We start from the raw sequence: 19914 nt of genomic DNA, 5'->3' as shown, positions 1-19914 counted from the left end.
GGGCTGTATGATGCTGTCCAACACTGCCGCGTCTTTCACGTCAATCACTCTGTCCGTCACGCCTAGGCCGCCGTCTTATACGGCTAACAGTCTAATCCGCCTGCGGTTGCACGCCAACGGACACGCTGCTGGTCGGCTGATTCCTCAATACCCTGTCAACAGACGTATAAAGGAAACTTTCACAGCGGGCATTGCGATTATGGAATTGCTGTGAGGGCGAAAAATACCTGGATGAACGGGTAATAAATAACACACTAACAGTGTATTTTTCGTTAACGGTCGAAGACGGGCATAACTCCTAGGAAAACCTGGGTTACGGCCGGCCCGCTCAGTCCGCCGTTTCCAGGAAGCGTCGCCCCAGGGCCCGCCAAGATTGAGGCCCTATGGTGCCGATCAGGTCTCCCAGGGCCCGGGCGCGATCGGTGTCGCCAGCATCGCAGGCGAACTGAAGCTGGCGTGCGGCCTCCTCCAGCCGTCTTAATCCACAATTTCCCGCCGTGGAAATAAGGTCATGGGCCTGTTGCCCCAACGTGTGCAGGTCGGTCCTGTCACCCGCGGCCGCAAGGCTTGCCACCCTGTCCACCCGGGTCGCACCGTTGCCGATGAAATCGCGCACCAGCCGGTCAAAGGCGCCGGGGCCTGCCACCGGTTGCAGGCGGCCCAGGACCCCTTCTTCCAGCAGTGGCAGATCAGTCATGGCGTTCGCTGCCGGCATCGGTTCCGGCACCGCGAGAGGCTCGGGAGTGGGGGCTTCCAGCCGTGTGGCGGCGGAGACTCCGGCGCGGGACCAGTCATCGACCACCTGCAGGATCTGCTGTTGGCGGAAGGGCTTGTAGACGCAATCGTCCATGCCGGCGGCGGCGTAGTCGGCGCTCATCCCGGCCATGGCATTGGCGGTCATGGCCAGGATGGGGGTGCGGGCGCGGCCTTCCGCCGCCTCCGCCGCCCGGATGCGGCGCGTGGCCTCCATACCGTCCATCACCGGCATCTGCACGTCCATGAGCACGATGTCGTAGCGCTCCCGGGCGCAGGCCGCCACCGCCTGCGCGCCGTCCTCCACCACCGTGACCATGTAACCGGCCTTGCGCAGCATCAGGCTCGCCACCGCCTGGTTGGTGGGGTTGTCTTCCACCACCAGCACGCGGCGGCCCTGGCCGCCCGGCGCCGTTTCCGCCGCCGCCGGCCGGGGCGCGCAGGGCGGTACCAGGCAGCCGAAGGCGCGCGCCACCGCCTCGTTCAGGGACAGGCGGCGCACGGGCTTGGCCAGCAGGGCGTCGTAGCGGGTGTCGATCGCTGGCTGGTCCGGTTCGATGGAACTGACCAGGATGATGCGCAGGTTCTGGAATCGGGCGTCGGCGCGTACCCTGGCCACCACCTCGGGCCCATTGAGGCCCGGCATGCGGTTGTCGATCAGCAGGATGTCATAAGGGTCGTCGCCACCCGCCGCCGACCACAGCCGCGCCAGCGCGGTTTCCCCGTCCGGCGCCTCATCCACGCGCAGGCCCAGGTCGAAGCTGAGGTTGTGGGTCAGGATCAGGCGGTTCATGGCCAGGTCGTCGACCACCAGGGCGTGCCGGCCGCGCACGCTTTCCAGCGAGGGCAGGGGCGCGTCGGCCGGCTCCGCCGGGGCCAGGGGTAATTCGAACCAGAACAGGGACCCTTGGCCCGGCGTGCTCTCCACCCCGATGTCACCCCCCATCAGCTCCACCAGCTGCTTGCAGATCGCTAGGCCCAGGCCGGTGCCGCCGAAGCGCCGGGTGACGCTGGCGTCTGCCTGAGTGAATTTCTGAAACAGGCGCTGGGCCTGCTCGTCGCTGAGGCCGATGCCGGTGTCCTGCACGGCGAAGCGCAGGCGCCGCGTACCGGGCGCGGTGCCGGCCAGGCAGGTGACGATGACGCTGACCCAGCCGCGGTCGGTGAACTTGACCGCGTTGCCGGCGAGGTTCAGCAGCAGCTGCCGCAGGCGGGTGGGATCGCCGCGCCAGTGCCGCCGCGCCTCTTCCACCACCAACACGCCCAGCTCGATACCCTTGTCGCGGGCGCGGGGCGCCAGGATGGCGGCCACCCCCTCCACCAGATCGCCCAGATCGAAGGACAGGTTCTCCAGGTCGACCTTGCCCGCCTCGAGCTTGGAGATGTCCAGGATATCGTTGATGACGCCCAGCAGGGCATCGGCGCTGTCGCGAATGGTTTCGGCGTAACCACGCTGTTCGGGGGTGAGGCCGCTGGTGTCCAGCAGCAGCTGCACCATGCCCACCACGCCGTTCATGGGCGTGCGCACCTCATGGCTCATATTGGCCAGGAAGTCGTTCTTGGCGCGGTTGGCCTCTTCCGCCCGCCGCTTTTCCGCGGCCAGGGCGCGGGCGCTCTCGCGCGTTGCCGTCACGTCCCAGTTCACGCCCACGATCTTGATGGCCTGGCCCTGGGCGTCGCGCTCCACCAAGCCGTTGGTCTTGATGTGACGGATGGCGCCATCGGGCAGGCGGATGCGGAACTCCGTATCTAGGGGCACTTCGCCACGTACGGCCGCCTGCACCTCCGCCTGCATGCGGCCCAGATCCTCGGCATGGCAGCGGGACTGCCAGGTGGCGAAGGTCAGAGGCCGTGGTGTGTCGGGATCGACGCCGTACATCTGGAACATGCGTTCGTCCCAGACCAGTTCCTGCGTCGCCAGATCGAATTCCCAGACGCCGATGCCGCCGGCCTGCGTCGCCAGGGTCAGGCGTTTGCCGGCGGCCATCAGCTTGGTGTTGATGGCGCTCAATTCCCGTGTCATGCCCTCGGCGATCGCCGTGGCGCGGGCGCGAACCAGGTGCAAATTGGCGGTCAATGCCGCCAGCATAAGCGAAATAAAGGCCAGGCTGGCGGCGGCCAGCGCGGCGCCCGCTTGGCCGGCGGTGGCGAAGCTGGCCGCCCGCGACCAGGCCAAGGTCAAGGCGTGACCGCCCTCATCCACGCGGCTCACCTGGTCCGGAGCACCCAGGCCCGAGGCTTTCAGGCCCACCCGCGCGGCCAGCCGGCCCCCCAAGGTGTCGGGTGTGATCTTGCGGTACAGCAGGGCGTCGGGCCGCGTCTCGCCGCCGTCGTAAACGGCGACGTTGACCTCGTCCACCATGTCGCGCAGCGCTTCGCGGAAGAACACCTCCGAAATAAAGGGGGCGAAGATCCAGCACTGCAGGGCGTGGCGGCGCTGCGCCACCGTATCCAGCGGCTTGCCGCGCGTGTAGACGGGAATGAAATAAAGGAAGCCCGCGCGCCGCTGCGCATCCTGCACCAGGATGATGCGCTTGGTCATGGCGGGCTGGCCGGTATCGCGGGCGCGAAAGGCGGCGTCGCGGCGGTTGGCCTCCGTCGCCACGTTCAGCCCCAGGGCGGCCGCGTTGGCGTCCGCGGGCTCGATATAGGTGATGACGTCGTATTCCAGTGCGTCGGCGAAGTCGTCCAGCACCGGTTCGGTGGAGGCGGCGCGCAGCCTGAAGTCAGGCGCGCCATCGGCCCGGACATGCGCCAGGAAGGCCTCCAGCCCATCGGTGGGCACGGGATAGACGACGCCGATGCCGTTGATGCCGGGATAGCGGCCGTCGATGTTGATGGTGCTGGCGAACGCCCGCCACTGATCGCGGCCCACGGGCAGGCCGGTGGCGTATAGGGCGGCGCCGGACTCCAGCGCGTTGGAATAGACCAGCAGGCGTTCGTGGATGCGCGCCATGGCATTGTCCACGATCTTGCCCAGGTGGGCCTCATCGCGGGAGCGGGCGATGTCCGTCCGGTCCAGGAAGACGCCGGCGGCCACCAGGCAGCCCACCAGGAAGACGACGGATCCCAAGCGCGCCGACTGCGGGGGAATGTCGGAGAAGACGATGGCGGTCAGGGCGAACGTCGCCAGCATGGCCTGCATGTTCAGCAAGCTTTCGTTCAGGGTGGCATCCATGAACGGGCCGATGCCGGCGGCCGTGCCCAGCACATAGACCGTGGCCGCCGCCAACACCACCAGGTGGGCCGCCGCCGGGCCGTAACGGCGGGCGGCCAGCAGGATGGCGGGATACAGCAGGAAGATGCCCAGCGCCGCGGCCGAGCCCAGCAGCGTCCGCGCCACGGGCAGGAAGGGCAGGGTCAGGGCCGCCAACGTCAGCCCCAGCACCGGCATCAGGCCACTGAACAGCGTGGCCCACAAGTGGGCGGGGCGGTAGTCGGCGGCCTTGGCTTCCCGCAGGGCCACCAGCAAGGCGGTGACGATCAGGATGCCCAGCGCATCGCCCGTCCACCAGGTGATCCAGATGGCGCCCAGGTTAACGTCCCAGGACAGGTTGCCCGCCACCAGCAAGGCGCTCACGCCGACGGTGGCGCTGCAGACGGGCGCCACGATGGCGGCCAGGCCATGGGCGGCGGCGCGGGATACCTGCAGCCTTTCCTTGTCGATGCCGTCGATGCGCGTGAACAGCAGGGCGCCCAGCATCGCCTCGCCCGTGTTGCCCAGCGCGATGAAGGCCGCTGTCAGCGGCCCCACGCCCGGGGTGAGCAGGTTGGCGATGAAGGCGCCGATGAGGACGAAGGGCCAGGCGCCCCGGCCGAAGATCAGCAGGCCCGCGACGGCCAGGCCGGAGGCGGGCCACACCGGGCTGGCGCTCTCGCTCAGGCTGGCCAGGGCCAGGCCCAGGCGTGCCGTGCCCAGATATGCCGCCGCCAGGAGCAGGACCTTGAACGAAGTCGCCAGGGCGTGCCCCGGGAGTGGACGCATGACGCCGCCTGTCTTCACGTGCGCGCCCTTGCCCGCACCCCTCACATCCGACAAGTCTACCGGCATGGGCCGGGTGATAGAAGCCGTGCAATCGGGGAGCGAAAAAATAAGCCGGGCGTGTGCCGCCCGGCTTTAAAACATGGGTTCGGCGGATTATTGCGCCTAGTTGGCGGGCACCACCGGCAGGTCGATGAAGCTGGCCTGCGCGCCCTGATGGAAGACGCGCTGCGTCGCCTTGCGATAGTCGCCGGGCTTGGCCAGGAAGATGTTGTCCACGAAGGTCTGCGGGTTGCGGTCGTACAGCGGGAACCAGCTGGACTGCACCTGCACCATGATGCGGTGGCCGGGCAGGAAGACGTGGTTGGCGTTGGGCAGCTCAAAGCGATAGCGCTGCACCTTGTCCGCCGGGATGGCGGTGGGGTGTTCCAGGCTGTCCCGGTAGCGGCCGCGGAAGATGTCCATGCCCACGGCCAGCTGATAGCCGCCCATCTCCGGCTGCGATGGCACCTCGTCGGGATAGACGTCGATCAGCTTCACCACCCAGTCGCTGTCGGTGCCGGAGGTGGAGGCGTAGAGGTTCACCACTGGCGCGCCACTGATCTTCATCGGCGCGGTCAGCACTTCGCTGGTGTAGACCAGCACGTCGGTGCGGTCGGCCACCGCCCGCTGGTCGGTGACCAGCCAGCGCTTCCAGGCGTCGCCATCGCCGAAGCGCACGGGACGCGGCACATAGGGCACAGGCTTGGCCGGGTCCGAGACGTACTCGTCATAGGCGGGGCCGCCCTTGGCCGGGGCCGTGAAGCCCAGGCCGCCGTTAGCCTGCAGGTACAGGGGCTTGGGCGTGGCGGCGCAGCCGGTGGCGCAGGAGGTCGGCCATTTCTGCAGGCGGCGCCAGACGTTGGTGCCGCTTTCGAACACCAGCACCGGCGGTGTGTCGGCCTTGGGCGCGCCGTCCTTCAGGTGTTCATCCAGGAAGGGCAGCATGGTGTTGCGGCGGAAATCCAGGGCGGTGTCGCCCTCGAACTTCAGCGGGCCCAAGGTGCTGCCGTCATAGTTCACGCCGCTGTGCCGCCAGGGGCCCAGCACCAGGTAGTTCAAGGTGTTGCTGGTGTCCTTGGGCTCGATCGCCTCATAGGTGTGGACGGCACCGTACATGTCCTCCTGGTCCCACAGGCTGGCCACGATCATGGTGGGCACGGTGGGGGTACGGGCGCCCAGGATCACGTCCAGCGCCTGGTTCTGCCAATAGGCGTCATAGGCCGGATGCTCGATCAGCTTGTGCCAGAAGGGCAACTGCTCCAGTCCGTATTGCCGGGCGAAGCCATCGGCGGAGCCGGCGCGCAGGAAGGCGTCGTAGTCGTCGTAGATGCCGCGCGGGATGTCGCTGCCTTCGCCCCTTACCGTCGTCTGGTGCTGGAAATAATCGAAGTTGGTCTGGCGGAAGGCGCCGTTGTGGAACCAGTCGTCGCCCTTCCAGCCGTCGACCATGGGGCTCATGGGCACGGCGGCCTTCAGCGCCGGATGCGGGTTCACCAGCGCCATCAGCACCGTGAACCCTTCGTAGGAGGAGCCCACCATGCCGACCTTGCCGTTGCTCTCCGGCACGTTCTTCACCAGCCAGTCGATGGTATCGTAGGCGTCGGTGGCGTGGTCGACCTCGCTGTCGTTCAGGGGGCCGCGCAGGGGCCGGGTCATGACGTAGTCACCCTCCGACCCGTATTTGCCGCGGATGTCCTGAAAGACGCGGATGTAGCCCTCGGCCACGAAGCTTTCGTCCCCCATGGCCAGCGTCGCCTGCATGTGCGGGCTGGTGGATCGTTTGGCGCGCTTGGTGGCGTTGTAGGGCGTGCGCGTCAGCATGATGGGGGCGCCCTTGGCACCCACGGGGATGACGATGACGGTGTGCAGTTTCACGCCGTCGCGCATGGGGATCATGACGTCGCGCTTGATATAGTCGGCGCCCTGGATGGTGCTGTCGACCTTGGCCGGGATGTCGGGCGCCAGGTAGAGGGTGGCCGGCGACGGCTGCGACGCCGTCTGGGCCAGGGCCGTCGTGGCCAGCAGCACGCCGATGCCCACGCCCGCGCCGGCACGGGCCAACCCACCGGCCATTCGTCCCACCTTGAACCACGCCATGAACCTTGCCCCTTTATCCGATATCCCTTTGGCCCATCTGCCGTGGGCGGGATGAACGATACCGGGGTAGGCGCTCTGGTCAAATGGCGTTCGGTAACGGAACTGTTACAGAAAGGGTCTGGGACTCCTTAGGTGGAATTATTCCATGTTGATGCGCGCCATGATAGTGTTGCGCCGCAACAAGGAGGTTCCTCGCCATGCTGCTCAATCCCTTTGCCGACCCCACCAAGACCCTGACCCAGGACCTGCTGACGGAATTCGAGACCATCCTGGGCAAGGGGGTGCTGGGCGCGCCGGTGGAAATCCCCGGCGGCCTGATCGTGCCGGTGAACATTACCACCTTCGGTGTCGGCGTCTACGGCGGCAGCGTCTGGGGTGAGGCCGTAGGCGGCGGGGGCGGGGGTGGCGTCATTCCCGCCGCCGTGCTGGTGGTGCAGGACGGCAAGGTGACCTTCCATCCCATCGCGCCGGAGACCACCAAGGCCGCGGCGGAGCATGTGACCGCCATGGTCAGCAAGATGCGCGGGCCCCGCGCGCCGCAGCAGGGGGAGGATACGCCGGTCGCCCAGGCGGTGCCGGTTCCAGCCGCCGCCGGCGCCTGACGTCAGGCAGTGGCCGTCCTGTCCGGCGGCAGATAATAGGCCGCCAGGAAGGACCAGAAGGCGTTGTCCATCAGGGACTGCGCCCGGTCCGGCAGGGCCTTGTATTTGCCCACCGCGCCATCGCCGATGTGGCTCCTGTGCCAATGGGTGACGGGGTCGTAAAGGTTGGGATGCGCGTCCGTTCCGGCATTTTCCACGAAGCGGCCGGTATCCTCCATCTGGGCCAGGGTCCGCTCCACCGTCCGGGTCTGCAGGCTTTCGTGAATGGCGAGCAATGCCGGGTCCGCTACCGTCACGCCGATAAATTCGGCGATGCGGGCCACCGAGTCCGGATGGTCGTGGAAACCGTCCTCATAGCGGAACAGCAGGGTGCGCCGGCCCTGGGCGACACAGGCCTGCACCCGGCGCACGCTGCGCAGCACATAGGCGAAGGCCTCGTTGAACGGCTGGTCGAAGCGCCGCATCAGCGAGGCGACACAGTCGCGCGGGTCCCGCAGCGTGATGATGGTGGCGATGTCCTCATGCGCGATGCGCAGTTGCATCATGGTGTCGGGGTGATGGGTCTTCAGCACCACCGGCATCCTGGCCTTCTCGCCAATGCCGACATAGTCCGACAAGTCATTGGCATAGTCTGACCTGAAACCGGACTGGCCATAGGCCTGGGACAGCAATTGCCGCACCACATTGAACGACCAGGTGGAGGCACTGCCGGGCAAACCGACGCAAATAATCGCAACATTGTCATCAACAGTGGCGGTCGCGCCATTCTCTTGCATCATTGTAATAACCGAGCTGCCAATATCTTTGTTACTGACTTAGCGATCATGACTTATACGCGTGATGACGGATATTTTGTCGCGTCCGGTCGGGGAATGGGGGCGGCGCATCCGGGGAGGTGCCGTCGGGGGCGTGGCCAAAATTTCTGAAAACACCGCTACCGAGGTGGTTGAACTAAGTCACTTCACTTCCCATTTGCGGCGGGTAGGGCTTCGGGGGTCGGATCGCCCGCACCCGGGGGGGACACCGGGAAGCCCTGCCTCTTATCGGGATCAAGCCATCAGAGAGGGGCTGACGTGATCAAGACCTTGGGATATGCGGCCTATAAGGCCAAGGAAGCCCTGGCGCCGTTCACCTTCGAACGCCGGGACCCGCGTGACCACGATGTGGTCATCGACATCCAGTACTGCGGCATCTGCCATTCGGACGTGCACCAGGCACGGGACGAATGGGGCGGCAGCCTGTTCCCCATGGTGCCGGGGCACGAGATCGCCGGCATCGTCACCCGGGTCGGCCCGGCGGTCACCAAGTACAAGGTTGGCGACCGGGTGGGCGTCGGCTGCTTCGTCGATAGCTGCCGTGAGTGTGACTACTGCAAACAGGGCCTGGAACAATTCTGCATCCAGGGGATGACCGGCACCTACAACGCGATGGAGCGTGACGGCAGGACGCTGAGCCAGGGCGGCTATTCCACCACCATCGTGGTGGACGAGAACTATGTCCTGCGCATTCCGGATACCCTGTCGCTGGATGCCGCTGCGCCGCTGCTGTGCGCCGGCATTACGCTCTATTCCCCGCTGGCCCATTGGAAGGCCGGGCCGGGCAAGAAGGTGGCCATCATCGGCCTGGGCGGCCTGGGCCACATGGGGGTGAAGCTGGCCCACGCCATGGGGGCCGACGTCACGGTACTGAGCCAATCGCTGCGTAAGGAAGCCGACGGCCGGCGCCTGGGCGCCGACCATTTCTACGCCACGTCGGACGAGGCGACCTTCACGAAGCTGGCGGGCACCTTCGACCTGATCATCAACACGGTGTCGGCGCCCATCGACTGGAACGCCTACCTGAGCCTGCTGAAGGTTGATGGTGCCCTGGTCGTGGTGGGCGTGCCGGAGGAACAGGTGCCGGTGGGCGCCTTCTCCCTGATCATGGGCCGCCGCAGCCTGGCCGGTTCCCTGATCGGCGGCATCCAGGAAACGCAGGAGATGTTGGATTTCTGTGCCAAGCACAACATCACCAGCGACATCGAGACCATCGCCATCAACCAGGTGAACGAGGCCTATGACCGCGTTGTCGCCAGCGATGTGCGGTATCGTTTCGTAATCGATATGGCATCGTTGAAGACTCCTGAAGCCGGCTTCTAAGGCCTTAAGGTTAGACGTTGGACGTTGGACGGGCGGCGGGGGCATTCCGCCGCCCGTTTCATTTTACGGAAATGGAATTTAGGTTGCGCCGGGCGCGCATCGGTTGTGGCCATCCCGGATGCGGACTACGCTCAAGGTCATCGAATGGCTCTGAAGCGGTGACCCTATGCGCCCTGGTGTGCTGATCCTTGCCGGCGTGATCGCCGCGTTGTCTTCCGGGGCCTGGGCCCAGGGCACCAATAGTTCGGCCACCAGTCCGGCGGCCAACAATCCAGCTGGCAGCCCGGCGGCCGGCCCGGCGGCACCGCCTGCGCTGAAGAGGGACGAGGTGCCCCGTGACATCATCGTCACCCCGCAGGTGCTGCCGACGCCGGAGGAGGAACAGGCCTACCACGATGCGGAATATGCCCGTCTCAAGGCCATGTTCGGTCCGCCGGACCTGCCGCCGATCTCGCGGGGGGACGCCTTGAGCCGGGAAGAGACACAGAACACCGGCACCGTGGCGGGCCCTAAGGCCGTGAATTGTCCTGATGTCGTGGCCTGCTACGCACCGCCGAAATAGGCCCCATCAGGGCCGTGGGGGCCAGGGCCGCCAGACTTCCTTGAACGTCAGGAAAACCGCTTCAATGCGACACGTTGCGCCGCAGCCAGCGGGCGGCGATGGCCACCACGCCGGCGCAGACCGGCACGGCGATGGCCACGATGCGGCTGGTGGAAGGCCAGCCCTCCGTCTCCGGCAGGCCATGCATTACCTTTTCCACCAGGGACACCAGGTAGTAGGTAATGCCCACGATGGACAGGGCCTCCACCGCCTCCTGGATGCGCACGTGCATGCTGGAATTGCGGTCCAGCGAGGTTAGCAGGGTGGCGCTCTGGCTGGACAGGCCGACATCGACACGGGTGCGCAGGCTGGCCTGGGCGCGTTCCATGCCGGCGGCCAGTTCCCCCTGAAGGCGGGCGGCAGCCTCCACCGTTCGGATGCCGGGCCGCAGGCGCCGCTTCAGGAACAGGCCCACGCGCTGCAGGCCGGGGATGCGTTCCTCCCGCAGTTCGTCCAGCCGCTCGCTGACGATCTCGCCATAGGCCAGGCTGGCGCCGAAGCGCCAGCGGTTGCGCGTCACCAGGTGGCCCAGATCGACCGCCAGGTCGGTCAGGCTGTCCAGGATGGCGCGGTCCTCCGCCGGGGTCTTGCTGTCGCGGATGCGCCCGACCGTGTCCTCCAGTCGGCGTTCCATGTCGGTCAGGACTGCCATCGTCTCCCGCGCCTGAGGGAAGGCCAGGAAGGCGGCGGCGCGATAAGTCTCGATCTCCAGGATGCGCTGCACCAGACGGCCCAGCCGATCGTCGGTCAGGCCCCGGTTCTGGATCAGGGCGCGGCTGTAGCCGTCATCGTCGATGTGGAAGTCCAGCGCCACCCAGGCCTCGCCACCGTTCACGACGGCACCAGCGCAGGTGCCGGTGGGGAAGCGGGCGGCCAGCGCCACGGGGTCCGGTTGCCCCTCCGCCTGATCGACCTGCACGTAAACCGCCGCCAGGCGCTGGGCGCCCAGGGGACCGAACACGCCGTCCAGCAAGGTTTCCACCGCCAGGCGGGTCTCCTCCCCGTGAGCGCCGGTAACGGCAACGCTGACGCTGAGGAATTCGGTGTGGTGCTCCCACTTCACCTGGGCCGGCCGGCCGGCGATGGCGGTGGCGATGACGCCATAGCGCGGCGCCTCGGCTTGGGAGGAGGGCAGGGCATCAAGCACCGTCAGCAGGCGGCCGGTGCAGGCCGACCCATCTGCCGGGGTGCAGAGGTAGGTGGCCTGGAAGACCTCCACCGGCGCCTTCACCGGCATGGCCATGCGGGAGTGCAACTCCTGCATCAGCATGCCGCGCAGCGGGTGATCCGCCTCTATGCCCATGATGCCCTACCCCTCACGCCGTAAGCCGAAGTTCCGGGGGAATGCTAACACAGGGTGGGCGCCAAGCCAGGGCGGAGCCCTGTGCGTTGGACGCACAGGGTGTTTCCCCCGCTGCATGGCTTGGGCGAGTTGCCGGTCAGGCTGCGGCTGGGCGCCGTTTCTGCAAAATCTCCAGTATTTCCGCGGCGGCCGTGGGGATGTTGGTGCCTGGGCCGTAGATGGCCGCCGCCCCCGCCTGGTACAGCATGTCATAGTCCTGGGGCGGGATGACGCCGCCGCACACCACCAGGATGTCGCCCGCGCCCTGCGCCTTCAGGCTGCCGATCAGGGCCGGAACCAGGGTCTTGTGCCCCGCCGCCTGCGACGACACGCCGATGACGTGCACGTCGTTCTCCACCGCCTGGCGGGCCGCTTCCTCCGGCGTCTGGAACAGGGGGCCCACGTCGACGTCGAAGCCGATGTCGGCGAAGGCCGTGGCAATGACCTTCGCACCCCGGTCGTGGCCGTCCTGGCCCATCTTCACCACCAGCATGCGCGGCCGGCGACCTTCCGCCTCCGCAAAGGCCTCCACATCCTTGCGGATGCGGTTGAAGCCTTCATCGCCGTCGTAAGCCGAGCCGTAGACCCCGCTGACGGAGCGGATAACGGCGCGGTGGCGGGTGAACACCCGCTCCAGCGCGTCGGAAATCTCGCCCACCGTGGCGCGGGCGCGCGTCGCCTTGATGGCGAGATCCAGCAGGTTTCCGGTGCCGTCGGCAGCACCCTGGGACAGGGCGTCCAGCGCGGCTTTCACCGCCGCGTCGTCGCGGCCGGCGCGGATGGAATTCAGGCGGGCGATCTGGGCCTCGCGCACGGCGGTATTGTCGATGTCCAGCACCTCCACCCGTTCCGGGTTCTGGGGGCGGTACTTGTTGACGCCGACCACCACTTCCTCGCCCCGGTCGATGCGGGCCTGGCGGCGGGCCGCCGCCTCCTCGATCATCAGCTTGGGCAGGCCGCTGTCCACGGCCTTGGTCATGCCGCCCATGCCCTCCACCTGGTCGATCAGCTTCTCGGCCTCGGCCGCCAGGCTGTGGGTCAGGCTTTCCACGTAATAGCTGCCGCCCAGCGGATCGACCACGTGGGGCACGCCCGTCTCCTCCGCGATGATCAGCTGGGTGTTGCGGGCGATGCGGGCGGAGAAGGGCGTGGGCAGGCCCAGCGCCTCGTCAAAGCTATTGGTGTGCAGCGACTGGGTGCCGCCCAGCACGGCGGCCATGGCCTCGATGGTGGTGCGCACCACGTTGTTGTAGGGGTCCTGCTCCGTCAGGCTGACGCCCGAGGTCTGGCAATGGGTGCGCAGCGCCAGCGACCGCGCATCCTGCGGGTCGAAGTGCTTCTTCATCAGCTTGGCCCAAAGCAGGCGGGCCGCACGCAGCTTGGCCACCTCCATGAAGAAGTTCATGCCGATGGCGAAGAAGAAGGACAGGCGGGGGGCGAACTGGTCGACCTTCAGGCCCTTGGACGCCGCCGCCCGCACATACTCCAGACCGTCCGCCAGGGTGAAGGCCAGCTCCTGCACCGCCGTCGCCCCGGCTTCCTGCATGTGGTAGCCGCTGATGGAGATGGAGTTGAACTTGGGCATGTTCAGCGCCGTGTACTCGATGATGTCGGCCACGATGCGCATGCTGGGGCTGGGCGGATAGATGTAGGTGTTGCGGACCATGAACTCCTTCAGGATGTCGTTCTGGATGGTCCCGGACAGCTTGTCCTGGCTGACGCCTTGTTCCTCCGCCGCCACGATGTAGCCGGCCAGGACCGGCAGCACGGCGCCGTTCATGGTCATGGACACGCTCATCTTGTCCAACGGGATGCCGTCGAACAGGATCTTCATGTCTTCCACGCTGTCGATGGCGACGCCGGCCTTGCCCACGTCGCCCACCACGCGGGGGTGGTCGCTGTCATAGCCGCGATGGGTGGCCAGGTCGAAGGCCACTGACAGGCCCATCTGGCCCGCCGCCAGGTTGGCCTTGTAGAAGCGGTTGCTTTCCTCCGCCGTGGAGAAGCCGGCGTACTGCCGAATGGTCCAGGGCCGGTGGCTGTACATGGTGGCCCGGGGACCCCGCGTGTAGGGCGCGAAGCCGGGCAGGGTCTGGAGCTCCAGACCCTCCAGATCCGCCGCGGTGTAGAGCGGCTTCACCGCGATGCCCTCAGGCGTGGTGCGCACCAGGCCTTCGGGGTCGGCACCGAATTCCTTGGCGGCCAGGCGCTGCCAATCGGCCAGGGTCTTCTCGGGGAAGTCGCTCATGATGGTCACTCGAACTCGATGATGATCTGGTCGACGGCCAGGGACGTGCCCTTTTCTGCCGCGATCTTCTTGATGGTGCCGTCGGCCTCGGCGCGCAGGATGTTTTCCATTTTCATGGCCTCCACCACCGCCAGTTCCTGGCCGGCCTTGACCTCGTCGCCCACGGCCACGGCCACGGTGACCAGCAGGCCCGGCATGGGCGACAGCAGGAACTTGGACATGTCCGGCTTGGCCTTGATAGGCATCAGGGCCGCGAACTCCGCCGCCCGGGCGGTCAGCACCTGCACCTCCAGCTCCGCACCGCCGTGGAACAGGCGGTAGCCGATGCCGGTGCCGTCCACCTGCACGGCCAGGGCGTGGCCATCCACCGTGCCGGCCCACAGCGATTGGCCGGGGTGCCAGTCGGCGTTGCGCACCGCATAGGTCCGGCCATCCAGCGTCACGTCATGGCCGTCCTCCACGGCGACGATCTCCGCCGGATGGTTGTCCCGGCCGCAACGCACCACCCAGGTGGCGGGCACCACGCGGTGGTGGCCGGCCATCTGGCCGGAGATGGTCGCGTCCCGTTCCACCCGGGTGCGGTGGAGGCTGGCGGCCATGGCCAGCAGGCGGGTCAGCACCTCGGCCGGCAGTTCGCGACCGTGGAAGCCGTCCGGGAATTCCTCGGCGATGAAGTTGGTGGTCAGGCGCCCTTCACCGAAGCGGCGGGATTCCACCAGGGCCGCGAGGAAGCTGATGTTGTGGCCCACGCCCCGGATCTGGAAGCGGTCCAGCGCGTCGCCCATGGCGGTGATGGCCGTGGCGCGATCAGGGCCATAGGTGATCAGCTTGGCGATCATGGGATCGTAGAACATGCTGATCTCGCCGCCCTCATGGATGCCGGTATCCACGCGGACGATGCTGCCTTCTTGCGCGCCAGGGCCCTCGGCCGGGGGCCGGTAGCGGGTGACCCGGCCGATGGACGGCAGGAAGTTGCGCGTCGGCTCCTCCGCATACACGCGGGCCTCCAGCGCCCACCCGTTCAGCTTTACGTCATTCTGGGTGATCGGCAGCTTCTCGCCCGCCGCCACCCGGATCATCAGCTCCACCAGGTCCAGGCCGGTGATCATCTCGGTTACCGGATGTTCCACCTGCAGGCGGGTGTTCATCTCCAGGAAGTAGAAGTTCCTATCCTTGTCGACGATGAACTCCACCGTGCCGGCGCTGCGGTACTGCACCGCCTGCGCCAAGGCCACGGCTTGCTCCCCCATGGCCTTGCGCGTGGCCTCATCCAGGAAGGGGCTGGGCGCCTCCTCGATCACCTTCTGGTGGCGGCGCTGGATGCTGCATTCACGCTCGCCCAGGTAGACGCAGTTGCCATGGGCGTCGGCCATGACCTGGATTTCGATGTGCCGGGGCTCGGTCACGTACTTTTCGATGAACACCCGGTCGTCGGCGAAGCTGGAGCGTGCCTCGTTGCTGGCGCTGCGGAAGCCTTCGCGCGTCTGGGCATCGTCCCAGGCCACGCGCATACCCTTGCCGCCGCCGCCGGCCGACGCCTTGATCATCACGGGATAGCCGATGTCGTGGGCGATGCGCACCGCCTCCTCATCGTCCTTGATGACGCCCAGGTATCCCGGAACGGTGGAAACACCGGCGGCCTTGGCCAGCTTCTTGGACTCGATCTTGTCGCCCATGGCCCCGATGGCGTGGACGTCCGGGCCGATGAAGGCGATGCCAGCGGCCTTTAAGGCCTCGCAGAACGCGGCCTTTTCCGACAGGAAGCCATATCCGGGATGCACGGCCTCGGCCCCCGTTTCCAGGCAGGCCTGGATGATGCGGTCGGCCACCAGATAGCTTTGGGCCGACGGCGCCGGGCCAATGGCCACGGCCTCGTCCGCCATCTGAACGTGCAGGGCGCCGGCGTCCGCCTCGGAATAGACGGCGACGGTCTTGATGCCCATGCGGCGCGCCGTCTTGATGACCCGGCAGGCGATCTCGCCCCGGTTGGCGATCAGGATCTTGGAAAACATCGGGACGGGCCTCAAAGCGGCAGGTTGTCGTGCTTCTTCCAAGGGTTCTCCAGCTTCTTGTTCTTGAGCATGGAGAACGCCTTGATCAGGCGGCGGCGGGTGTTGTGCGGCATGATGATGTCGTCGATGTACCCGCGCGAGGCCGCGACGAAGGGGTTGGCGAACTTCTGCCGGTATTCCTCCGTCCGCGCGTCGATCTTGGCCGCGTCGCCAATGTCGGCGCGGAAGATGATCTCGACGGCGCCCTTCGGCCCCATCACCGCGATCTCGGCCGACGGCCAGGCATAGTTGACGTCGCCGCGCAGGTGCTTGGACGCCATGACGTCATAGGCGCCGCCATAGGCCTTGCGCGTGATCAGCGTGACCTTGGGCACGGTGGCCTCGGCATAGGCGAACAGCAGCTTGGCCCCGTGCTTGATGATGCCGTTGTATTCCTGCGCCGTGCCGGGCAGGAAGCCGGGCACGTCCACCAGGGTGCAGATCGGGATGTTGAAGGCGTCGCAGAAGCGCACGAAGCGCGCCGCCTTGATGGAGCTGTCGATGTCCAGGCAGCCGGCCAGCACCAGCGGCTGGTTGGCAACGAAGCCCACGGTGGACCCGTTCAGGCGGCCGAAACCGATGATGATGTTCTTGGCGTAGTCCGGCTGCAGCTCGAAGAAGTCGCCCTCGTCCACGACCTTCAGGATCAGCTCCTTCATGTCGTAGGGCTTGTTGGGGTTGGCCGGCACCAGGGTGCCCAGCGACGGTTCCGGCCGGTCCACCGGGTCGGCGGTCACGCGCGTCGGCACCTGTTCCCGGTTGGACAGGGGCAGGAAGTCGAAGAAGCGCCGGGTGTGCAGCAGCGCCTCGACATCGTTGTTGAAGGCGAGATCGGCCACGCCGGACTTGGCGGTGTGGGTCACGGCCCCGCCCAGCTCCTCCGCTGTCACCACCTCATGCGTCACCGTCTTCACCACGTCCGGGCCGGTGACGAACATGTAGCTGCTGTCCTTCACCATGAAGATGAAGTCGGTCATGGCCGGGCTGTAGACGGCACCGCCGGCGCAGGGGCCCATGATCAGCGACAGCTGCGGCACCACGCCGGAGGCGAGGACGTTACGCTGGAACACCTCGGCATATCCGCCCAGGCTGGCCACGCCTTCCTGGATGCGGGCGCCGCCGCTGTCGTTCAGGCCGATGACGGGGGCGCCCACCTTCATCGCCTGGTCCATGATCTTGCAGATCTTTTCGGCATGCGCCTCGGAGAGGGAGCCGCCGAAGACCGTGAAGTCCTGGCTGAAGACGAAGACCAGGCGACCGTTGATGGTGCCGTGGCCGGTCACCACGCCGTCGCCCGGCACCTTCTGCTCCGCCATGCCGAAGTCGGCGCAGCGGTGCTCCACGAACATATCCCATTCCTCGAAGGAGCCGGCGTCCAGCAGCAGCTCCAGCCGCTCGCGGGCCGTCAGCTTGCCCTTGGCATGCTGGGCCGCCACACGCTTCTCACCGCCGCCGGCGCGCGCGCCCTGGCGTTTGGCTTCAAGGGTTTCAATGACCGTGAGCGTCAACGCCCGTCTCCTGACCGGTTATGGGTGCGCCGGATGGCGGCTGTTTTTTGGTGTGGCGATGGCGGCGGGGGCCGCCTGGATTGACAGCTGCGATGTTTGCAAACAGTTTGATCCCAGTTCAAGTCGATGCCACGCGAAATCGTGCGACGCCGGGGTGGTTAATTTGTAAAGTTTGTGAAATCCAGTGAGGGACGGACGGCCATGGCGGGCAAGATTTTCGCGGGCGAACGGGTGCGGCAGCTGCGTCAGCAGCGGGGTATGGCGCTGTCCGCCCTGGCCCAGGCCAGCCAGCTGTCCATGAGTTATTTAAGCCAGATCGAAAACAATCAACGCCCCCTCAGCACGGCGGCGCTCGCCGCCATCTCCGCCGTGTTCGGGGTGGAACCGCGCCATTTCGCCGACGACAGCGACCTGCGCCTGGGCAGCGAACTGCGCGAGGTGCTGGGCGACCCGCTGTTCGCCGACGACACCTCCAGCCTCAGCGCCATCAGCGACGCGGTACGCGCAGCACCCGGCATCGCCGGCCAGTTCATCAAGCTCTACCGCGCCTACCAGCATTTGATGGAGGAGGGGGCGCGCCACCGCCTGGACCAGGATCTGGAGATGGAAACCGGCGGCACGGCGCCTTTCCCCTACGACGACGTGCGCGATTTCGTGCAGAGCAAGCGCAACCATTTCGCCAGCCTGGACGTGGCGGCGGAAACGCTGTTCGAAGGCCAGGGCTTCACCGCCACCCGCCTGCTGGAAGACCTGATCGACTACCTGCGCGATCGCCACGGCGTCACCTGCGCCGTATCCGCGGCGCTGGGTGGGGAGGGGGTGCTATGGCGCTACGATCCCACCTTGCGCCAGCTGCACCTGGCGGAGAGCGCGCCGCGCGAAAGCCGCGCCTTCTTCCTGGCGCAGCAGATCGGCCGCATGCAGTTTGCCCCCCTGATTGAGGAGGAGGTGCGCAAGGCGCCGCTGAGCAGTCCCGAGGCGCGCGGCCTGGCCTACACGGGCCTGGCCAATTACTTCGCCGGCGCCCTGATCCTGCCCTATGGCCGCTTCCTCACCCAGGCGCGGGCCGTGCGCCATGATATCGAGCGGCTGCAGCACCATTTCGGCACCAGCTTTGAGCAGGTGTGCCACCGGCTCAGCACCATGCAGCGGCCGGGCAATGCCGGCATCCCGTTCTACTTCCTGAAGGTCGATCGCGCGGGCAACATCTTCAAGCGCAGCAGCGCCACCCGTTTCCAGTTCGCCCGCTTCGGCGGCGCCTGCCCCTTGTGGAATGTGCACGAGGCCTTCGCCCAGCCGGGCCGCATCCTGGTGCAGGTGGCGCGCACGCCGGATGGTATCACCTATCTCTGCATCGCCCGCACCGTCACCATGACCGGCGGCGGCCACCTGTCCCGCCCGCGTGAGGCGGCGCTGGGCCTGGGCTGCGAGATCACCCATGCCGGCGACCTGGTCTATTCCGCCGGCCTGGACCTGCAGAACCAGGAAACGGCGGTGCCCATCGGTTCCAGCTGCAAGGTCTGCGACCGCGACGACTGCCGCCACCGCGCCTTCCCCTCCATCGGCCGGGGCCTGGCCATCGCGGGGCACGAGCGCCATGTGGTGCCGTTCAGCATGACGCCGGGCGGGATCAAGTGAAGCCTCGCGGCCGGATGGACGCGCCCGGTGTTGGGGGGGGCCTTAGGTTTCCGGCTCGGCCCGCTCCACTTCCCAGCTGACGGCGTAGACGTAGGGCTCCAGGCTCAGGCGGCCCACCATCTGTTCCAGCGCCGCGTCGTTGCGGGTCGGGGAGACGGCCTTGGCGGTCACGTCCACCTTGGTGCTGTCCGGCACGTCCTGGCTGTCGATGCGGCGCAGGCCCAGGCCGCCGTGGGTCAGGGCATGCATGAGCAGGGAGCGGATGTGCGCCTCCTCCGCCCCCTTGCAGGTGACGGAGACGGTGTAGTGCGTCTCCACGTCCGTGGCGATCAGGATGCGGCGGTTCATGCGGCGCACCAGGGGGCGCAGGATCAAGTTGGTCACCACCACGAACCCGGCCGCCGCCAGGCTGGGCAGCCAGTAGCCGCCGCCGGCGAAGGTGCCGACCATGGCGGAGCACCACAGGGTGGCGGCGGTGTTCAGGCCGTGGACGTTCACGCCCTCGCGCAGGATCACGCCCGCGCCCAGGAAGCCGATGCCCGACACCACCTGTGCCGCCACGCGGGTGGGATCGCCCTGGCCCACCATGGCGGAGAAGATGACGAAGCCGGCGGAACCCAGGGCCACCAGCGCGTTGGTGCGCAACCCCGCCATCTTCTGGTGCAACTGGCGTTCGAAGCCGATGCCCGAGCCCAGGGTCAAGGCCATGGCCAGGCGCAGCACGACTTCCAGGTGGTTGGTCAGGTCGCCGGTTATCATCCTGTATTCTCTTGTCTTTGGCGCCGCGCCGATCGGCACCGTTTATGGCGCCGGCCGAACCATAAGGCAAGCAGGCGGACGGCCACGACCCTGTGGCAATCCGCGCGCCGAAGGCCCATATCGGTAGCGACCCATATCGGTAGCGACTTGGTA

The 19914-nt window shown here is 67.0% G+C and carries 12 protein-coding genes; 4 read left to right on the top strand and 8 right to left on the bottom strand.

Annotated elements, in window-relative coordinates; genetic code table 11:
• Positions 1 to 328: 328 nt before the first annotated feature.
• Entirely contained in the window at positions 329 to 4738 is a 4410-nt protein-coding gene (locus FBZ87_RS09120; protein WP_186454666.1) for a CHASE domain-containing protein, read from the bottom strand.
• Positions 4739 to 4900: 162 nt separating this feature from the next.
• The gene (locus FBZ87_RS09115) at positions 4901 to 6874 is read right to left on the bottom strand and encodes a CocE/NonD family hydrolase (RefSeq protein ID WP_246134312.1); all 1974 of its coding nucleotides are present in this window, start codon (positions 6872 to 6874) and stop codon (positions 4901 to 4903) included.
• A 197-nt stretch (positions 6875 to 7071) separates the two neighbouring features.
• Between FBZ87_RS09115 and FBZ87_RS09110 the strand changes: the two genes are divergently transcribed.
• A complete protein-coding gene (locus tag FBZ87_RS09110) occupies positions 7072 to 7476 on the top strand; it encodes a spore germination protein GerW family protein (protein WP_145610035.1) in 405 nt (134 codons plus the stop codon).
• Between the two features lie 2 nt (positions 7477 to 7478).
• On the opposite strand, the gene FBZ87_RS09105 is transcribed toward FBZ87_RS09110, so the two are convergent.
• Positions 7479 to 8255 (bottom strand): sulfotransferase domain-containing protein, encoded by a 777-nt coding sequence (locus tag FBZ87_RS09105; RefSeq protein WP_145610034.1) that lies wholly within the window; start codon positions 8253 to 8255, stop codon positions 7479 to 7481.
• 294 nt (positions 8256 to 8549) lie between these two features.
• Between FBZ87_RS09105 and FBZ87_RS09100 the strand changes: the two genes are divergently transcribed.
• The gene (locus tag FBZ87_RS09100) at positions 8550 to 9614 is read left to right on the top strand and encodes an NAD(P)-dependent alcohol dehydrogenase (RefSeq protein ID WP_145610033.1); all 1065 of its coding nucleotides are present in this window, start codon (positions 8550 to 8552) and stop codon (positions 9612 to 9614) included.
• A gap of 166 nt (positions 9615 to 9780) precedes the next feature.
• Entirely contained in the window at positions 9781 to 10176 is a 396-nt protein-coding gene (locus FBZ87_RS09095) for a hypothetical protein (RefSeq protein ID WP_145610032.1), read from the top strand.
• A gap of 61 nt (positions 10177 to 10237) precedes the next feature.
• Here FBZ87_RS09095 and FBZ87_RS09090 read toward each other — a convergent pair whose 3' ends face one another.
• From FBZ87_RS09090 to FBZ87_RS09075, 4 genes are all read right to left on the bottom strand, one after another.
• Entirely contained in the window at positions 10238 to 11518 is a 1281-nt protein-coding gene (locus FBZ87_RS09090) for a DUF3422 family protein (protein ID WP_145610031.1), read from the bottom strand.
• 136 nt (positions 11519 to 11654) lie between these two features.
• On the bottom strand, positions 11655 to 13805 hold the full coding sequence (gene scpA, locus FBZ87_RS09085; RefSeq protein WP_145610030.1) for a methylmalonyl-CoA mutase: 2151 nt from the start codon (positions 13803 to 13805) through the stop codon (positions 11655 to 11657).
• Positions 13806 to 13810: 5 nt separating this feature from the next.
• The gene (locus tag FBZ87_RS09080; RefSeq protein WP_145610029.1) at positions 13811 to 15817 is read right to left on the bottom strand and encodes an acetyl-CoA carboxylase biotin carboxylase subunit; all 2007 of its coding nucleotides are present in this window, start codon (positions 15815 to 15817) and stop codon (positions 13811 to 13813) included.
• 11 nt (positions 15818 to 15828) lie between these two features.
• Positions 15829 to 17364 carry an acyl-CoA carboxylase subunit beta gene (locus FBZ87_RS09075; protein ID WP_145610028.1) on the bottom strand — a complete coding sequence of 512 codons (1536 nt, stop codon included), beginning with the start codon at positions 17362 to 17364 and terminating at the stop codon, positions 15829 to 15831.
• Between the two features lie 201 nt (positions 17365 to 17565).
• On the opposite strand from FBZ87_RS09075, the gene FBZ87_RS09070 reads away from it, so the two are divergent.
• Entirely contained in the window at positions 17566 to 19002 is a 1437-nt protein-coding gene (locus FBZ87_RS09070; protein ID WP_145610027.1) for a helix-turn-helix domain-containing protein, read from the top strand.
• Between the two features lie 42 nt (positions 19003 to 19044).
• Here the strand turns inward: FBZ87_RS09070 and FBZ87_RS09065 are convergent, their stop codons facing one another.
• Entirely contained in the window at positions 19045 to 19761 is a 717-nt protein-coding gene (locus tag FBZ87_RS09065; protein ID WP_145610026.1) for an MgtC/SapB family protein, read from the bottom strand.
• Between the last annotated feature and the right edge of the window lie 153 nt (positions 19762 to 19914).

Origin of the sequence: Nitrospirillum amazonense (genome assembly GCF_007828035.1) — a bacterium.
Taxonomy (GTDB): domain Bacteria; phylum Pseudomonadota; class Alphaproteobacteria; order Azospirillales; family Azospirillaceae; genus Nitrospirillum; species Nitrospirillum amazonense.
Note: the sequence above shows the minus strand (reverse complement) of the source record. Positions and strands in the feature narration are given on the sequence as shown.

Bases quoted from the DNA above. Each gene is read 5' to 3' on its own strand.
- FBZ87_RS09110 (WP_145610035.1), top strand. From the start codon at position 7,072: ATGCTGCTCAATCCCTTTGCCGACCCCACCAAGACCCTGACCCAGGAC.
- FBZ87_RS09115 (WP_246134312.1), bottom strand. From the start codon at position 6,874: ATGGCGTGGTTCAAGGTGGGACGAATGGCCGGTGGGTTGGCCCGTGCC.
- FBZ87_RS09095 (WP_145610032.1), top strand. From the start codon at position 9,781: ATGCGCCCTGGTGTGCTGATCCTTGCCGGCGTGATCGCCGCGTTGTCT.
- scpA (WP_145610030.1), bottom strand. From the start codon at position 13,805: ATGAGCGACTTCCCCGAGAAGACCCTGGCCGATTGGCAGCGCCTGGCC.
- FBZ87_RS09070 (WP_145610027.1), top strand. From the start codon at position 17,566: ATGGCGGGCAAGATTTTCGCGGGCGAACGGGTGCGGCAGCTGCGTCAG.
- FBZ87_RS09065 (WP_145610026.1), bottom strand. From the start codon at position 19,761: ATGATAACCGGCGACCTGACCAACCACCTGGAAGTCGTGCTGCGCCTG.
- FBZ87_RS09105 (WP_145610034.1), bottom strand. From the start codon at position 8,255: ATGATGCAAGAGAATGGCGCGACCGCCACTGTTGATGACAATGTTGCG.
- FBZ87_RS09090 (WP_145610031.1), bottom strand. From the start codon at position 11,518: ATGGGCATAGAGGCGGATCACCCGCTGCGCGGCATGCTGATGCAGGAG.
- FBZ87_RS09080 (WP_145610029.1), bottom strand. From the start codon at position 15,817: ATGTTTTCCAAGATCCTGATCGCCAACCGGGGCGAGATCGCCTGCCGG.
- FBZ87_RS09120 (WP_186454666.1), bottom strand. From the start codon at position 4,738: ATGCGTCCACTCCCGGGGCACGCCCTGGCGACTTCGTTCAAGGTCCTG.